Source organism: Candidatus Hydrogenedentota bacterium (assembly GCA_019637335.1).
Classification (GTDB): Bacteria; Hydrogenedentota; Hydrogenedentia; order Hydrogenedentales; family JAEUWI01; genus JAEUWI01.
In genome coordinates, this window is the sequence record JAHBVV010000001.1 from 653,326 (window position 1) to 670,311 (window position 16,986).

Annotated in this window: 10 protein-coding genes; 6 read left to right on the plus strand and 4 right to left on the minus strand. The window is 65.4% G+C overall.

Annotated elements, in window-relative coordinates; all coding sequences use genetic code 11:
* The first annotated feature begins 126 nt into the window (after window positions 1-126).
* From mutL to KF886_02400, 3 genes are all read left to right on the plus strand, one after another.
* Window positions 127-2,133 (plus strand): DNA mismatch repair endonuclease MutL, encoded by a 2,007-nt coding sequence (gene mutL / locus KF886_02390; protein MBX3176186.1) that lies wholly within the window; start codon window positions 127-129, stop codon window positions 2,131-2,133.
* Window positions 2,130-3,155 carry a tRNA (adenosine(37)-N6)-dimethylallyltransferase MiaA gene (miaA, locus tag KF886_02395; protein MBX3176187.1) on the plus strand — a complete coding sequence of 342 codons (1,026 nt, stop codon included), beginning with the start codon at window positions 2,130-2,132 and terminating at the stop codon, window positions 3,153-3,155. Before mutL ends, miaA begins: the two co-directional genes overlap by 4 nt.
* 238 nt (window positions 3,156-3,393) lie before the next feature.
* Window positions 3,394-4,317 carry a hypothetical protein gene (locus KF886_02400; protein ID MBX3176188.1) on the plus strand — a complete coding sequence of 308 codons (924 nt, stop codon included), beginning with the start codon at window positions 3,394-3,396 and terminating at the stop codon, window positions 4,315-4,317.
* 713 nt (window positions 4,318-5,030) lie between these two features.
* Here KF886_02400 and KF886_02405 read toward each other — a convergent pair.
* The 3 genes from KF886_02405 to KF886_02415 form a co-directional block, all read right to left on the minus strand.
* Window positions 5,031-6,257, minus strand: a complete 1,227-nt coding sequence (locus KF886_02405; GenBank protein ID MBX3176189.1) for a hypothetical protein — start codon at window positions 6,255-6,257, stop codon at window positions 5,031-5,033.
* A 1,250-nt stretch (window positions 6,258-7,507) separates the two neighbouring features.
* Complete coding sequence (locus KF886_02410; protein ID MBX3176190.1) at window positions 7,508-8,086, minus strand: HD domain-containing protein; 579 nt, start codon at window positions 8,084-8,086, stop codon at window positions 7,508-7,510.
* Window positions 8,083-9,699, minus strand: coding sequence for a hypothetical protein (locus tag KF886_02415; protein ID MBX3176191.1), 1,617 nt, complete (start codon window positions 9,697-9,699; stop codon window positions 8,083-8,085). The genes KF886_02410 and KF886_02415 overlap by 4 nt, the downstream gene beginning before the upstream one ends.
* Window positions 9,700-9,841: 142 nt before the next feature.
* On the opposite strand from KF886_02415, the gene KF886_02420 reads away from it, so the two are divergent.
* Both KF886_02420 and KF886_02425 read left to right on the plus strand, forming a co-directional pair.
* The gene (locus KF886_02420) at window positions 9,842-11,236 is read left to right on the plus strand and encodes an ROK family protein (GenBank protein ID MBX3176192.1); all 1,395 of its coding nucleotides are present in this window, start codon (window positions 9,842-9,844) and stop codon (window positions 11,234-11,236) included.
* Window positions 11,237-11,437: 201 nt separating this feature from the next.
* A complete protein-coding gene (locus KF886_02425; GenBank protein MBX3176193.1) occupies window positions 11,438-12,292 on the plus strand; it encodes a PIG-L family deacetylase in 855 nt (284 codons plus the stop codon).
* Window positions 12,293-13,258: 966 nt separating this feature from the next.
* On the opposite strand, the gene KF886_02430 is transcribed toward KF886_02425, so the two are convergent.
* Window positions 13,259-14,425 (minus strand): hypothetical protein, encoded by a 1,167-nt coding sequence (locus KF886_02430; protein MBX3176194.1) that lies wholly within the window; start codon window positions 14,423-14,425, stop codon window positions 13,259-13,261.
* Between the two features lie 760 nt (window positions 14,426-15,185).
* Between KF886_02430 and KF886_02435 the strand changes: the two genes are divergently transcribed.
* Window positions 15,186-16,961 carry a peptide-binding protein gene (locus KF886_02435; protein ID MBX3176195.1) on the plus strand — a complete coding sequence of 592 codons (1,776 nt, stop codon included), beginning with the start codon at window positions 15,186-15,188 and terminating at the stop codon, window positions 16,959-16,961.
* Window positions 16,962-16,986 lie beyond the last annotated feature (25 nt).

Below are 16,986 nucleotides of genomic sequence, written 5' to 3' on the forward strand. Positions count from 1 at the left end.
GCGCCCGCTACCTTCGATCTTATCAGGAAGATCGGGAATTCCGCCAGCACGACGCCACTGTTTGTCCGCGTTTTGAATTCCCGGGCGGCTGCTTTACAATAGGCGCGGAAGCCAGCGAGGACCCCCATGACGACTGCCGCCCCGATAGCGCCCGTGCGCGTGCTGCCCGAAGACGTGGCGAACAAGATCGCGGCGGGTGAGGTGGTGGAGCGGCCGGCCTCGGTGGTGAAGGAGCTCGTGGAGAATGCGCTGGACGCGGGGGCGACGCGGATTTCGGTGCGCGTGGTGGCGGCGGGGCGGCGGCTGATCGAGGTGACGGACAACGGCCACGGCATGTCGGAGCAGAACGCGCTGCTGGCGATCGAGCGGCACGCGACGAGCAAGATCCGGTCGGCGGAGGACCTGGAGAACATCGCGACGATGGGGTTCCGTGGTGAGGCGCTGGCGAGCATTGCGTCGGTGTCGCGGTTTGAATTGCTGACACGGCGCGAGAAGGATACGCACGCGACGCGGATCCGCATTGATGGGGGGATCCTGCGGGACGTGGAGCAGGCGGGCGGCCCGCCGGGGACGCGTATCACGGTGAACCGGCTGTATTTCAACACGCCGGTGCGCGCGAAGTTTCTGAAGGGCCTCACGACGGAACTCGGCCATTGCATTGACGCGGTGCAGCGCCATGCCCTGGCGCGGACCGGCGTGGGCTTCCAGTTTTTTCACAACGACAAGCTGCTGCTCGACATTCCGTCGCACGCGAACCTCAAGGAGCGCGTTTCGCTGATTTGGGGGCTGAATTTCGCGCGCGACATGATCGAGATCCAGGGGGAGCAGGCGGGCTACCGGCTCCGGGGGGTTATCGGGCGGCCGGGGCTGACCCGTTCCGCGCGGTCACACCAGTTTTTCTTCATGAACCACCGGCCCGTGGTGAACCGTTCGCTCCAGTATGGCTTTGAGGATGGCTACCGCAGTCTGGTGACCATCGGGCGGCACCCGGTGGGGGTGATCCTGCTGGAGACGAACCCGCGCTACGTGGATGTGAATATTCACCCTGCGAAACGCGAGATTCGCTTCCGGGACGAGCGCGTCGCGCGCGACGCGGTGCGGGATATTGTGCGGCGGTGCCTGGCGGAGGACCAGGAGTCCATTGCGCCGCCACCGCGCCCCGCGCCCGAGCAGCGTCCGCTGGCCGAGCCTGCGCCGTCGCGCCCGGAGCAGCCGCCTTTCGCGCCGGCGCGGGCGATCCCCGCACAACCGGCTCCCGAGATTCGCGCGCCCGAGACCGTGGCGTCCGCGCCGCCGGACGTTGCGCCTCCGCCCCAATCCCCTCCCCCGCCGTCGACGCCGCCCGGGGAAGCGCGGCCCGTCCGCGAACCCGCGGCCGAGGCTGCCGAGGCGGCCCTTCCGGCCCGCGCGGGTGTAACGCTGGATTCGGGGTTCGAGCTTGCGGGCGAGACGCCGCCGCAACCGGCCGCGCGGCAGTCTGAATTTCCCGAGATGGGCCGGGGGGACGAACCGGAGAGCGTGGCTCCCGAGGCGGTGTACCGGCCTGTGAACGCGCTGCCCGACGCGCCGCTGCAACTTTTCGATACGTACCTGCTGGTCCCGGGGGAGGACCGGCTGCTGATTATTGACCAGCACGCGCTGCACGAGCGGTTGAACTACGACAGCCTTATGGCGGAGCTCGCGGATCACACGTACGAGGCGCAGCAACTGATCGTGCCGATCGTGATCGAGGTGGCTCCCGCGCAGGTGCGCCTGCTGGAGAGCAACCTGAAGCTGTTTCACGGGATCGGGATTGACCTGGAGCCGTTTGGCGGCAACACATTCCAGGTCACGGCCATCTGCCACCTCTACGACGACGCGAAGGTGCGCGATCTGGTTTACCAGGTGCTCGACGAGCTGGGCCAGGGCGATCTGTTCGACGGCCAGCACGCGGTGAGCGAGGCGCTTCGGCTGGCGACGCGGGCGTGCAAGGCGTCGGTGCGCGCGGGCGATCCGCTCACGCCGCGGGAGCGCAGCAGCCTGCTGGAAGGGTTCCGGCGCCTGCGCCCGCCTTACACGTGCCCGCACGGGCGGCCCATCATCGTCGAGCTGACGCAGCACCAGATGGAAAAGAGCTTCCGGAGAATTCAGTGAGCGCGGCTCCGGCGGAACAGGCGCCGCTGATCGTGATTGCGGGGCCGACGGGTTCGGGCAAGTCCTCGCTGGCGCTCTCGGTGGCGGAAGCGCTGGGCGCGGAGATCATCTCGGCGGATTCGATGCAGTTCTACCGCGGCCTGGAGATTGGCACGGCGGCCCCCACGCCCGAGGAGCGGCGTCGCGTCCCCCACCACTTCGTATCGTTTCTGAACCCCGACGAGGAGATGTCGGCGGCGGCGTACCAATGCGCCGCGCGCGAACGCGCCGCGCGGATCCGCGCGGCGGGGCGCACGGCGATCGCGGCGGGGGGATCGGGCATGTATATCGCCGCGCTGGTGGACGGGCTTTTCGACGGCCCGGGCCGCGACCCGGCGATCCGCGCGCGCCTGACGGGCGAGGCGGAGGAGCAGGGCAACGCCCATCTACTGGAGCGGCTGCGGGCGGTGGATCCGGACTACGCGGCGACCCTGACGAGCGAGAACGACGTAGTGCGCATCGTGCGCGCGCTGGAGGTCTATGAGTTGGCGGGCCGGCCTTACAGCGCGCTGCACCGGGAACACCGGCGGGCGGCGGAATCGCTCCGCGCGGTGCAGTTCGCGCTGGACTATCCGGACCGGGCGGTGCTGTACCAGCGCATCAACGAACGGGTGCTGCGCATGGTGGAGCGCGGCTGGGTGGAGGAAGTCGAGGCGCTGGTCGCGGCGGGCTACGCGCCGCAAATCGGCCGCCTGAAGGCGCTGGGTTTCCGGGAGATCCTGGCGTGCCTGCGGGGCGAACAGTCGCTGGACACCGCCGTGGCCGCGACCCAGCAGCACCACCGGCGCTACGCCAAGCGGCAGCTCACCTGGTTTCGTGCGGACCCGCGCATCCACTGGCTTCCGGCCGGGCCGGGGGTCTCGGTGACGGAGCAGCGCGACCGCCTGCTGGCTATTGTAGCGCGGATCGGCGCGGCGGACGATGGCGGCGCGATCCACCGCTACCTGCAGGCCAACGCCGGCCCGGTCAAATCCGATGCCTGACTCGCCGGACTACGGTCAGAGGGCAATAGCCTCACAAGACGCATCACGACACCCGTTCAGAATAGCGTGGTGGCGCAGACTGCTCGGGCTCAGCCGAATTTCAGCGCCCTCAAGCCTTCGCGGCAAAGCCGCGGAGCTTGGGGGTGGCACCCGTTACGCTTGTTGCAGTTTTCCTGGCTGGACCCCGCCTTCCAATTACAGCGAAGAAAGAAGCGGCGCCACGGCGGCAATCCGCTTTGTGGCGAAGGGCATCGCATTCCTGGCGTTGAACGCGGCGCTGGCGTGGGCCGTGCTCGCACTGCACGAGCGGACGCTTTCGTATGCGCCGTGGGAGACGGATTCGATCCTGCTGGCGATGCCCGAGGAGGCGAATCATGATCTGGTGTTTCTGGGGACGTCGCGCGCGTATCTTTTTTCGCGGTTTCGCGAGCACCACGAGGTCACGGAGGCGGCGCTGGGGCGCACGGTGTTCAATATGGCGCTGCCGCAGGGCGGCGGGATCAAGCCGGCGCGCTTCTACCTGGAGACCTACTTTGAAGGTGGAAATCGCGCCGGGCGCGTGGTCTATTTTCTGGATCCATTTGTGTTCCACAGCCGGGGCGCCAACGAGGATCACAAGTTCGTTTATTTCGAGCCACTTCGCCTCCAATTTCTGGCGAAGATGATCGGGAACGGCTACAACCACCGGCAGCTTGTTTCGTATATCCGGTCGAAGTTCAGCCGCGCCTGGCTGCTGCAAGGGCCGGAGCCGCTGGTCCACCATACAGCGCACATGGACGCGGACGGGCAGACCGCCGAGCGCGTCGCGCTGCGGATTGAAACGCTTTTTCCGGAGGGATACCAGCCTGAAACCGCGCGGCGGTATGCGGCGGAATTTTGGCGAATTGTTGATGTGTGCCGGGAGAACGGCGTCCCGCTTACGGTGGCGGTATTGCCCACGCTGCTTGGTCCGGAACCGGGGCACGGTGAAATGCTGGAGTTGGTGGCGGAGATCGGGCCGGAAGGCGGCGTGTATGACTGGCATGGCGCAATTGGGGATTACCGGCGGTATTACAACCTGGATCACCTCAACCTGGGCGGTGTGGAACTGTTTATGCGGGAGTTTCTTCGGCCCGCGCTGGATGGAGCGGAGGATTTGGGGAGGGTGACAGTTGGCGGGTGACGGTAGTGGCGGGTACAGGCGGCCGTGGTTTGGAGGTGGTTTGGGGCGCTGGCGCTTGGGGGAGCCGCTGGTGTGGGGTGGTGTTGGAGGATTGGGGCTGCTGGCGCTCCAGGCACACGAATCCGCCTGAGGCGGAATCGCGTGGCACGGGGGGCTTTCCTGCGGGTACAGCCTTTCATGATGCTTCGCGTCACCCGTTAAGGATGAAATACTGCTCCTGACTGTTGGCGCTCTACTGGAGTCCCGCACGCTCAAGCCTTCGCGACGAAGGCGCGGAGCTTGAACGTGGTGCCCGTGGCTCCAGTTGAAATCTCAGAGCAGCCACCCGCGAATTGGGGGTGGTTTTGGGCGCTTTCGCGGCGTGGGTGTGGGTTGTGTGGCCGGCGACGGGACAGCCGCGCCGGTTGGCGGTGTTGTGCGTAGGTTGGGCTCGCTTGGGGTCGCGTGGGGGCTGTTGCTACCCGAGGTGACGGGGCGCCGCAGTCCCTGGGGCGGCGCCCGCGGTTTTGGGGTGGTTTTGGGCGCTTTCGCGGCTGGGGTGATTCTTGTCGCGGGCTCCAGTCCCCTTGGGGGCGACGGGACAGCCGCGCCGGTTGGCGTTGTTGTGCGTTGGTTGGGCTCGTTTTAGGTCGCGTGTGGGCTGCTGACGCCCGAGGTGATGGGGCGCCGCAGTCCCTGGGGCGGCGCCCGCGCGGCTGGTGCCGCGGTGACGGCTATTCTCCCTTCCGGCCCTCGATGGTGATTCGCATGTGATTCCAGACGTAGTTCACCGTGTGCGAGCGCCCGTCGGCGTTGCGCATGGCGTCGGACCAGATGAGGACCATGTCCCGCCCGTCTTCGCTGATCCATTTTGGGGAGAGCTTGGGCTGGTAGGTCCGGTTGTCCGGGCTGTCGACGATCCAGCGGTCGGTGTAGTAAAACTGGCGCCAGGGACCGGTGACATCTTCGGCGTACCAGAAACCCAGGCTTCCGGTTTCGGTGTGCATCCAGGCGTCGTAGTAGTCCTTGTCTTTGGCGGTCATGTCGCGCCCGCCGTAGGTTCCACCGTTGACCATGAGGTAAACGCCGAGGGGCTCGTTCCAAAGCACGGACGGCAACCACGAATACCAGCCGAAGACTTTGCCATCCGCGCCGGTTTCGGGGAATTCGTGTACCGGGCCCCGCTCGGCGATATCCGCGCTCCAGACTACCTCGCCGCCATTACCGCGCCGGACGAAGTACTCCCAGGCGTCCCGCTCGCCGAGCCGGTCCCTGGGCGCGCGCGCGAGCATGAGCTGGTGGGCGCGGGCTCCCTCGGGCGCGTGGATATAAATGTAGTTGTCCTTTGCGAGCCGGTTATCCTGCCCGTACTGGACGAAATCGATGAAGGAGAACGGATATGCGGGTATTTCCTCGCGGACGATGCCGCACTCTTCGAAGAAGAACATTTCATCGGCGTTCACTTCGTTCCACGCTTCGTCGTCTGGGGCCAGTGGGCGGAGCGCTCCGTCCCGCCCGACCCGGCTCCAGGTCGCGCCGCTGTCGTCCGAACGAAGCAATTTGATGCCGCGAAAGGGTCCGGACCATCGCGTTAGCGGCGTCTTGGATAGGGCGGAGTAGATTGCGCCGTCGGCGGCGACGATGCCGTAGCCGAACCAACTCCAGCGTCCGTACACGAATTCGGGATAGCCCGCGAGGGCGGATCGCTTGAAGTCCTCCGGGCCGCCGGCAAGCCGGTAGAGCCGGTTGTGGTAGGCGGTCCCCTCGCGCAGCCAATCCCCGTCGCACATGGAGGTGATCTGCGATCCGTCCGCCGCCCAGGTAATACACCAGTTGTCACCGCGCCCGTCCGATCGGAACAGGGTGTCCTGGTGAAAGGTAACACCCGCCGGCGTGAATTCCTCGGCGGGCGCGGCGCACGCGGTGGCGGCGAATGCGAGCAGGTAAATCCAGTGGCGCATGGCGTTCTCCTCATTCCAGGGGCGGTATGCCGTGGCTGGGGGCCGGTGCAGATTCGTGTGGCAGTCCGGACGTCATGCGGATGTGCGCCGGTCGCACGGGCTGGTATCAGGTTAGCCGGTGCTGGGCCGGTTTTCAAGGCGTTGATGGCGGGGCGGTTCGGCTGGGGGTGCAATCCGGGCAGGTGGGACGGCTATCGTACTTTTGGGTGGGTAAAGGCAGCCGCGAATTTGGGGCGGGTTGGGGGTGTTGCGTTTGGGGGAGCCGCTGGTGTGGGGTGGTGTTGGAGGTAAAGGGTGGCTGGCGCTCTACTGGAGTCTCGCACGCTCAAGCCTTCGCGGCGGAGCCGCGGAGCTTGAACGTGGCGCCCGTGGCTCCAGTTGAAATCTCAGGGGCGGGTACAGTCCCCCGCGAGTTGGGGGTGGTTTTGGGCGCTTTCGCGGCGTGGGTGATTCTTGTCGCGGGCTCCAGTCCCCTTGGGGGCGACGGGACAGCCGCGCCGGTTGGGGGTGTTGTGGGTTGGTTGGGCTCGCTTGGGGTCGCGTGGGGGCTACTTGTACCCGGGGTGATGGGGCGCCGCAGTCCCTGGGGCGGGTGCGCGTGGGACGGGGGGCGTTTTTCTGCGGGTACAGGCACCCGCGATTTTGGGGTGGTTTGGGGCGCCTACGCGGCTGGGGTGGTTTTTGTCGCGGGAGCCAGTCCCCCTGGGGCACCCGCGATTCTGGGGTGGTTTGGGGCGCTTTCGCGGCTGGGCCGGATTGCGTTGCAATCCGTGGACAGCCGGGACGGCTATCCTACATTGCAGTTGTGGTTTTAGAAGGTTGTCCGGCGCCAATCGGTGGTGCAAGATTGGTGTTTAACCTTTGGCCGACAATCGACGCGCGGGTGCTCCGCGGTATCGTGGTGTGAACAGCTTATGATAGCCCAGTGGTAATCCGCCAGTACAGAGCCCGCGTCTGAACGTTGAAAGGGGACGAGGTGGCAAACGCGATCGAAGTTCCCCGTCAATCACCTATTAATTGGGATGGGGCGTTGCAGTTTTTGAGGCTTTAGGCTGGAGGGCAGTTGACAGTTGACAGTTGACAGTTGACAGCAGGGACAGCAGGGACAGCAGGGACAGCAGGGACAGCAGGGACGGCAGGGACGGCAGGGACGGCAGGGGCAGAAGGGGCAGTAGGGGTGGGGGAGTGGACTGAGTGGATTGAGTGGACAGCAGGGGTGGCGTGGGCGCGGGGTGCTGGTGGGTGGCTTGTTATCTGGGCCGTTGTTTGCCGGCGCGCTGGCAGATGGTGTCGAAGAGGCTGGAGACGGCTGGGATGCCGTAGTCGGCGAAGTTTTTGGGGTTGTTCCAGAATTCGTCGAGGCATCCGCGGCGTTCTCGTTCGTAGCACCAGACCTTGATCATCATCTGGGCCTTGTCGAGGCCGCGGAGGAGGCGGGCTTCGGGGGTTTCGGCGGTGTCGAATTCGGCGTGGAGGGCGGCGAGATCGCCGGGGAGCCCGTCGAGCAAGTGGTCGGTGATGGCCTGCTCGGCCTTTTGTTTGGCTTCCTTGAGGTAGGCGTCGGCGTAGGGCATGGGGATGTCCATGAGGCGGGCTTCGGCGAGGTCGTGCACGAGGGCCATGGCGAGGAGGCGGTCGCGGTTGTATTCTCCGGGGAATTGCTCGACGAAGAGGAGCGCGAGGAGCGCGACGAAGTGGCTGTGGGCGGCGACGGACTCGGGGTCGGCGACGCCGCGCAGGAGGTAGCCGGCGCGGGGGACGCGATCGAGGGGATGGATTGTCTGGAACAGCTCGAGGATTTGGTCGTTGAAACTGGTGGGGCTGGTCACGTGGGTCCCCCTTCTTCGGGCGCGGTCGCCGGGTCGTGGCGCGGATCGCTGTCTTCGATGGGGCCGACCAGGGTGGCTGTGTCCCGGGCGTCGTCACAGACAGGAATGTCGGTGTCTCCAGCGTCATCACAGACAGGAGTGGCGGTGTCGCTGGCGGTGTCGCTGGCGTTGTCACCGGGAGTAGTGTCTGTGTCCCTGGCGCCATCACCGGCAGGGTTGTCTGCGTCGCCGAGCTGGAATTGAGGGGTGTGGCGTAGGGCGTCGAAGTCGTCGGGAAGCGCTTCGAAGTACTCGGTGTCGAAGAGGGAGGGTTGGTTGCGGTCTTCGCTTTCGCTGGCGCGCCCGTCACGGAGTTGTTGCAGGGCGTTCATCTGGGCGCGCATGTGGCCGATGGCGGCGCGGAGGGTCCGCGATGGGGCGTGTTCGTCGCCGAGGTCGGCGGCGGCGGCTTCGGCCTGGCCCAGTGCGGCGTCGAGGGCGCCGAGGAGGTGTTCGACCTCGCCGGCCTGTACGTTTGCGGTGGCGACCTGGCTGGCGGCGGCGTAGCGGAGGGCGTCCATCTCGGCGGTCTGGATGGCGAGCATCTTGCGGGTTTTTTCGAGCTCGAACTCGATGCGCTTCATGCGGTCGCGGGTGGCGGCGAGCGCGGCGCGGGCGTTTTCGCTGTCGCGGGCCGATTCGGCGGCGGCGTCGCGGAGTGCGCCGGCGGTTTCGGGGCTGTCGAGGCTTTCGGCGAGGGCGGCGGTTCCGGCGCGCAGGGCCTCGTCGCGATCGGCCTGCGCCGCGCGGAGGCTTTCCAGGCGTTCGAGGGCTTCGGCGGCGCGGGCGTCGGCCTGTTCGCGGGCCTTTTCGGCGGTGGCGAGGCGGCCGCGCAGTCCGGCGTTCTCCTCCTGCTCGAACCGGGCCTCGCTGAGGGCGATCTGTGCGCGGGCCTGCTGCGCCATGGCGAAGTCGGCCTCTTCCTGGAGCTGGCGTACGCGCCCCTCCATGGCGACGGTTTCCCGGGCGAGGTCTTCGGCGGAGGCGAGGGCCACGGCGAGCTTCTCGCTGATAGCGTCGCGTTCCTGTTCAAGCCCGAAGATAGTCTGCTCGAGGCCTTGAATCCGCTCGAAAACGGCGATGGGATCCTCGCCGGCGGGGGCGCGCGGTTCGAGGACGATGCATCGGGAGCGGGCGAATCGCGCGCGGAGCGGCCCGCTGAGTTCGCGCAGGCGGTTTGGGTGCACGTTGCTGGCGATGAGCACGGGGTGCTGGTATTTGAGGAAGGTCTCGACGAGGGCCTCGAGGCGCGCGGCCTCCTTTTCGAAGCCCTCGAGATTGTCGACGAGTAACACGGCGCGGCGGCCAAGGAGCGGGCGTGGGTCATCGGCGAGGGCGCGCACTTTTTCAGGGAATTCCTGAGGCGTGATGAGCGCGAGTCCGGCGGGAATGGCGCTGAGGCGGACCTGCTTCGCGATGGACCAGAGGAGGTGGCTTTTTCCGGCGCTTTCCGGCCCGAGCAGGAGCGCGAGCGAGGGGCCCATATCCTCCATGAGGGCGATGCGCCGACAGTAGTCGAAGGCCTCGCGGTTACCGGCGGTGACTTCGAAGGTTTCGAAGGTTCTCCCCTTCATGCGGGGATCTCGCGGGGTGTTTTGTGGTTCATGGGCGTATTCTAGCACGCGCGGCGGGGCCAACCTTAAAACGGCGCCCCGGCGTGTGCTATAGTATGCGCGCAATCGGGCGTTTTGCCCGCGAATGGAAGTAGAGGCGCCTATGAAGACCGCATGGATGTTGACTCCCCCCAAGATTGTGCCGCCGCTGGATCCCGGTTTCCGCCCGGCCGCCCCGGCAAACCGGACGTACCGCCAGGCAGTGAAGGAATCGGGTATGGGCGAGCGGCTGGTGCTCGGCCTGGAGCGCGCGAACGGCGCGCTTGCCCGGCATGAACTGGAGGTGTTCCCGATCGAGCATCCGCAGTCGGAGGCGAGCCGTTTTTATGTGGAGCGGATCCTGAAGTTCCTACTGTGGCAAAAGGGGGCGTGGAAGGTCTATGTGGGCGGCCCGACGTATATCGCGGCGTATCTGCAGGACTGCTACACGCCGGGCGGGTCCCGGGAGTTTGACTACAAATTCATGGGGCACAGCGTTTACGAGCGCAATTTCGAGATTGTCCCCTGCGCGCCCGAGGACGTGCCGGCGGAGCGTGAATCGACCCAGCCGCTGGGGCGGCACCTGGACGGCTGCCGGATCGGCTTTGATCTGGGGGCGTCGGACCGGAAGGTTTCGGCGGTGGTGGATGGCGAGGCCATTTATTCGGAGGAGGTGGTGTGGGAGCCTCGGAAACAGACGGATCCCGCGTATCATTATAACGAGATTATGGCGGCGCTGAAGACGGCGGCGAGCAAAATGCCGCGCGTGGACGCGATTGGCGGCAGCTCGGCGGGGGTGTATATCGACAACCGCGCGATGATCGCCTCGCTGTTCCGCGGGATCCCGCAGGAGCGCTTCGGCGAGGTGCGGGACATGTTTACCCGCATTGGCGACGAGCTTGGCGTGCCGCTGGACATCGTGAACGATGGCGAGGTGACGGCGCTGGCCGGCTCGATGTCGCTGGAGGACAACGGGGTGCTGGGCATCGCGATGGGATCCAGCGAGGCGGGCGGCTATGTGACGATGGACGGCAACATCACGAGCTGGCTGAACGAACTGGCGTTCGCGCCGGTGGACTACAGCGCCACGGCTCCGGCGGACGAGTGGTCCGGGGATATTGGCGTGGGCGCGCTCTATTTTTCGCAGCAGTGCGTGTTCCGTCTGGCTCCGGTGGCCGGTATTGAGCTTCCGGAAGAGGTGACGGATGCGGAGAAGCTGAAGGCGGTGCAGGAGCGGCTGGAAGCGGGCGATCGCGCCGCAGTGCAGATCTGGGAGTCGATCGGGATCTACCTGGGCTACACGATCGCGCATTACGCCGATTTCTACGACCTGAAGCACGTCCTGATTCTGGGCCGTTGCACCTCGGGACGGGGCGGATCGCTTATCCTCGATGGCGCCCGGCACGTGCTTGCGGTGGAGTTTCCGGAGCTTCTGCATATCAACATTCAACTGCCCGATGAAAAGAGCCGGCGCGTGGGCCAGTCCATCGCGGCGGCGAGCCTGCCGGCGCTGAAGTAAGGCGCTCACGATAGCATTGGCAATTCCCGCCGTCACAGGGACAGCAGCGACATCATGGACGGCAGGGCAATGGAATCCCAAGTCTCCGCGGACCCTGCTTTCGCTGGAGTCTCTAGAATCGGGCGAGGCCGGCGCGCCTCGCCAATAGCAACCGATTGCGGATGTAGTCCGCGGCCGAACTGAAAGGTTAAATGCCCCCCCATGAACCTGACCCTGGACACCGCCCAACTTTATATTCCCGACGGCGTCGACGAGACGGAGGCCCTGGCCCGCACCACGCACCTGGCGATCGGCGCGCACCAGGATGACCTGGAAATCATGGCCTACGACGGCATTGTGCAGTGCTACCAGCAGCCGGACAAGTGGTTTACGGGGGTGGTGGTGACGAATGGCGGGGGCACGCCCCGGAGCGGGATTTACGGCAACTATTCCGACGCGGACATGATCCAGGTGCGGAACAAGGAGCAGAAGAAGGCGGCGTTTGTGGGCGAATTTGCGGCGCAGTTTCTGCTGGATTTCCCGAGCGGCCGCGTGAAGGACGCGTCGGACGCGGGCCCGGTGAGCGATCTGGCGGCGATCATCGAGGCGACGCGCCCGGAGGTGATCTACACGCACAACCTGGCGGACAAGCACGACACGCACATCGGGGTGACGCTGCGAACGATCGCCGCGCTGCGCCGGGTATCGGAGGAGGCGCTTCCGAAGAAGGTGTATGGGTGCGAGGTGTGGCGCGATCTGGACTGGATGGTGGACAGCGACAAGGTGGCGATGGACGCGTCGCAACGCGAGAACCTGCAGATGGCGCTGGTGGGTATCTTCGATTCGCAGATCGCCGGTGGCAAGCGTTATGACCTGGCGACGATGGGCCGGCGCCGCGCCCACGCGACCTACCACCAGTCGCACGGGGTGGACGAGACCACGGGCATTACGTTCGCGATGGATCTCACGCCGCTGGTGGAGGATCGGGACCTGGATCCCCTCTCGCTGGTGCAGGGCTACCTGAGCAATTTCCTGAGCGATGTGACGGATCGTGTTAAGAAGATTCAGGGGGAGTAGGAGTTAGGCTGGAGGCTTTAGGCTTTAGGCTTTAGGCTTTAGGCTGGAGGCTAATGGGCACGGTCAATCCGCCTGCGGCGGACAGGGCCGCTTGTCCGTGGCACACCGGGAGGGGGGCCGGGGCAGTTGACAGTTGACAGTTGACAGTTGGCGGTTGGCAGTTGACAGTTGACAGTTGACAGTTGACAGTTGACAGTTGACAGTTGACAGTTGGCGGATGGCGGTTGGCGGTTGGCGGTTGACGGTTGACAGTTGGCGGGCGAGTTCTTCTTGGATTATTGCGTATTCTTGCCGCTCGATTTGTTGAGGACGGCTGCACGTTCCACTTATGCCGCCCCGCTGGGGCTCTATTGTTGGGGGCCGCTGACCGAGGGCTCGCTTCGCTCGCGCCTGGGCTACGGTATGCCGCCGCTTCGCGGCTGTACGACGGCGGTTTCCTGGGCTAAGGTCTCTGACCAGATTAATGTTGCCAAGCATAGATCCGATTCACCCCGGGAATGACTGTATATAGACGGGCTATCCCGGGCAAAAGGATTAGGGCGATAGCACTACACCAATACGGGAACTTGGCAAACTTAAATCGATCGTAACACTTTAGCCGAGCGAAGTACAGTGGCCAAACCAGAGCGACTTGCTTAATAGAGGCTGCGTGCAACTGTGGAGCGCCGACAGATTGCGCCGTCGGCGCAAGAAAGCGTTTTGAACATGCTACCGTTGCATGAGAAGCCGCGTGTCGTCGGAGGACTCCGGCAACGTGTTCTCGCACCTTCGGTGCGATGCCGGCGAGCCGCCGGCGCTCCATACACACCGGATCCATTAGTAAAAACATACTGTTCCGCACTTCAGACCGCTAAAGTGTTGCAATCGATCATATTCCGAAGCCTTATTCGCGTTATTTCGCGTCCATTCGTGGTTCAACTCTTGTGGTTGCTGCTATGCCGCGAGAGGTGTTGGGCTGCAGGCTGATCAGGGGACGGCCGGGGAGGTGTTTATCCAGACCTTTTCCCGGGCTTCGGCGAGGCGGGCGGCGGCGGCGGCGGCGGTTGAACCGGTGGCCATCACGAATCCGCCGCGTTCCCGGGTGACCAGATCGACGACATGGGTCAGCCGGTCGCCTTCGCGGGCGGTCAGGCGCACGGTCTCGATGCCGGGCATGGCGCGCGCTTCCTCCACGCCTTGAAAGCCGGTAACCACGCCGCTGCGCGTTATGAGCCAGGCGGCGGCGACCCCGATCTCGCAGCGCGGCGTGGTGCGCGGCGCCCTGCCGGCGGCGCAGGCGAGCTGGGCATCGAGCAGATCCACGCCCTGCGATCGCCGGACGACCGCGCGCAGGAGCGGGTCGAGGGTTGCGGGGCATTGGACGTCCACGAGGGTGAGGCCGCTCCCCGAATCGACGAATTCCAATTCCACGTAGGCCCACCCCGGGGGCATCGTCCGGTTGAGATTTGACGCGGCGGCCATGGCGGCTTCCATGAGCGCGCCCCGGCGCGGCACGGGCATGGCGTAGCCCAGGGGCACGCGGTACATCGAGGTGGTGGTCTCCTGCGCGACCAGGTCGAAGGGAACGAGATCGCGACCGGCCTTGAATGCGGGCAGGCGGTAGACGGCCCCCTCCACGGCGGGTTGCAGGCGCACCGGTCCGCCGGCGCCGCGCCCGCGCAGTTTGATGGCGGCGAGTGAAAGGTCGCTCGGATGATCGACGCGCATGCAGGAGGCGTCGCCGTCGCCACAACCGGCGCGCACCCAGACGGGAAACGCGAGGTTTCGGCGATCGGAATCGGAAATGCGTTCGAGATCCGGGAGGCTGAGATGGGTCGCGCCGGGGACGAGCAATGCGGGTGGTCCAGCAGTCTCTGGGCAGGGCATGTGCGGGAGGCCGAAGTGCGCCGCGATGCTGTTTACGACGCCGCGCAGGGCGGGATTGGCGGCCCAGACGCCGGCCAGGCGGACGCCGCGGAGCTTGTCGCTGCATACACCGGCTTCCCAGCATGGCACGCGAATGATCGGTGCGGGCGCGGCATTGGGATGGGGATCGCCTATTGCGGCGAGGTATAGCGGCGAGAGGCCCAGCCGTGTGCAGGCGGCCGCGATGTCGTCTGTGTCGTTCGGAATACCGGCGATTCCGATCTGCATAATCGTAGACTCCCTCGACTTTCGCCCGCGCGAACGGCGCCGCGCTTCCCCGGGTGAAACGATAGCGGATCGGGGGGCTGGTTTGCACGCTGGACGTGCGGGCACAGGCCATCACGGGGTGTTGTGTCACCCGGCGGGGGTGGAATACTGCCCCGACTGTTGACGCGCTACTGGAGTCTCACACCCACAAGCCTTTGCGGCGGAGCCGCAGAGCTTGAGGGTGGCACCCGTGGCTCCCTTTGAGATTTCAAAGCGGGCGCTCTCGGGGCGTTGCTTCACCCGGCAGGGGTGGAATACTGCCCCGACTGTTGACGCGCTACTGGAGTCTCACACCCACAAGCCTTTGCGGCGGAGCCGCAGAGCTTGAGGGTGGCACCCGTGGCCCACATTGAAGTTTTCGGGGCGGGCGATCACGGGGTGCTGCTTCACCCGTTTATGAAGATGGACGGCGGCTTCGCCGCCTGGCAGGCGGGGACGCCCACCACGGCGCGTCTTCGACCTGCGCTCCCAGCCTTTGCCGCTTCCTTGGTAGAGATGCTCTAATCTGGTTTTTATGAGGCAGTTGTGGTAATGCCGAGGCGTTTCTTTCAGAGCAGGTACCCGCGATTTGTGGGTGATTTGGGCGCTTTCGCGGCTGGGGTGGGTCTGTCGCGGTTGCCCGTCCCCGGGTTTTGTGGGCTTTGGGGCTTGTGTTACCATGACACCACTTTGCGTCCCCGTAGAATTACGTTAAGCAAACACGGCCTGACGGAGCCCGCTCATGCAATTTTATAAGTCGTTGTCGGCTATTGTCTTGACTGCCCTCATCGCCCCCGCGTTTCTAGCTGGATGCGGCGGAAGCGGTGGTTCCGCACCGGAGGAGGCCAATGTTGGCGCGACCAGTTCGGGGTCCGGCGGCGGCGTTGATGATGGTGGCTCCGCGGCGGGTCCCAGCGCGCTGGACGCGCCGGATGAGCAGCTTGGGGCGCCGCCGGTGGCGGAGGGCCCTCCGGTGGAGGGCGACTGGATCGTGGTTCGACTCAACGCGGAGCCGCCGACCTTGAACCCGCTCCTGGAGGTGGCGGACGCATATACGCAACGGGTGGTGGGCGGCAACGGGGGCAACATTTTCGAGACCCTGCTCGAGCGAGACAACGAAACGCAGGAATTCAAGCCGCTGCTCGCGGAGCGCTACGAGGTGTCGGACGATCACCTGAGGTATACGTTCTACCTGCGCCAGAACGCCCGTTTTTCGGATGGGGCGCCGCTGACGGCGCACGACGTGCTGTTCACGTACGAGGCGATTCAGAACCCGGCGCACGACTGCGCGGACCGGCGGAGCTACCTGGTCGATTTCGAGTCGGCGACGGTGCTGGACGACTACACGATCCAGTTCCAGGCCAGGCAGCCGTACTTCCTGCACCTGAGCGTGCTGGGATCGATTGAGGTCGTGCCGAAGCACATTTACAGCCAGGGCGATTTCAATCGCGACTTTTCGCGGGCCCCGGTGGGGAGCGGGCCGTACGCGCTCAAGCAGTGGGATACAGGGCAACAGGTGGTAATCGCGAAGCGGGCGGATTATTGGGGCGAGAAGAAGCCGTGGGTGAACGAGATCCACTATAAATTCATCACAGACGACAATGCGGCGCTCCAGTTGCTTCGCCGGGGCGAACTCGATGAAATGCGGATGAGCGCGGAGCAGTGGGTCCGGCATGCGCCGCGCCCCGAAATTGCGGACAACTACCAGCGGATTACCATGTATTCGCCGGTGGACGGTTACGCGGGGACCTTCGGCTGGATCGGGTGGAACGCGAAGCGCCCGTTTTTCAGCGACAATCGTGTGCGCAAGGCGATGACGATGCTGCTCGACCGGGACACCATCGGCGAGACGATTTACCACGGGCTGGTGCGTACGGTTAGCGGATCGATGTTCCCGGACAGCCCGGCTTATGACCAGAGCATTGCGCCTTGGCCCTTCGATCCCGAGCAGGCCGCGGCGCTCCTGGAGGAAGCAGGCTGGACGGACAGCGACCGCGACGGGATCCGGGACAAGGACGGGACGCCCTTCAGTTTCCAGTGGATTTTCCCGACGGGCTCGCCGGAGTACGAGCAGCTTGCGACGGTGTACAAGGAAGAGCTTGACCGCGCGGGCATTGACGTGACGCTGCGGCCGCTGGAATGGGCGACTTTCCTCGAGAGCGTGACCAAGCGCACGTTCGACGCGTGCAGCATGGCGTGGGTGAGCCCGATCGAGTCGGACCCGTACCAGATCTGGCATTCGAGCCAGGCGGAGAATGGGTCGAACTACGTTGGCTTTGTGAACGAGGAGGCGGATCGGCTGATAGAAGCGGCGCGTCTCGAATTCGACGCGGACAGGCGCGCGGCGCTTTACCGGGAATTCCACGCGATCCTTCACGAGGAGCAGCCGTACACGTTCCTGTACAATTCGAAGCGCAAGGTGGTGGTATCCAACCGCTTCCAGAATGTGAAGCCGTATACGCTGGGCTTTGACATGCGGGAGTGGTGGGTACCGCTGGACCAGCAGCGCTACCGATGATCGGCGGGCGGGAACGGGAGTCGAG

Bases quoted from the DNA above. Each gene is read 5' to 3' on its own strand.
- mutL (MBX3176186.1), top strand. From the start codon at position 127: ATGACGACTGCCGCCCCGATAGCGCCCGTGCGCGTGCTGCCCGAAGAC.
- KF886_02425 (MBX3176193.1), top strand. From the start codon at position 11,438: ATGAACCTGACCCTGGACACCGCCCAACTTTATATTCCCGACGGCGTC.
- KF886_02430 (MBX3176194.1), bottom strand. From the start codon at position 14,425: ATGCAGATCGGAATCGCCGGTATTCCGAACGACACAGACGACATCGCG.
- KF886_02415 (MBX3176191.1), bottom strand. From the start codon at position 9,699: ATGAAGGGGAGAACCTTCGAAACCTTCGAAGTCACCGCCGGTAACCGC.
- KF886_02420 (MBX3176192.1), top strand. From the start codon at position 9,842: ATGAAGACCGCATGGATGTTGACTCCCCCCAAGATTGTGCCGCCGCTG.
- KF886_02405 (MBX3176189.1), bottom strand. From the start codon at position 6,257: ATGCGCCACTGGATTTACCTGCTCGCATTCGCCGCCACCGCGTGCGCC.
- KF886_02435 (MBX3176195.1), top strand. From the start codon at position 15,186: ATGCAATTTTATAAGTCGTTGTCGGCTATTGTCTTGACTGCCCTCATC.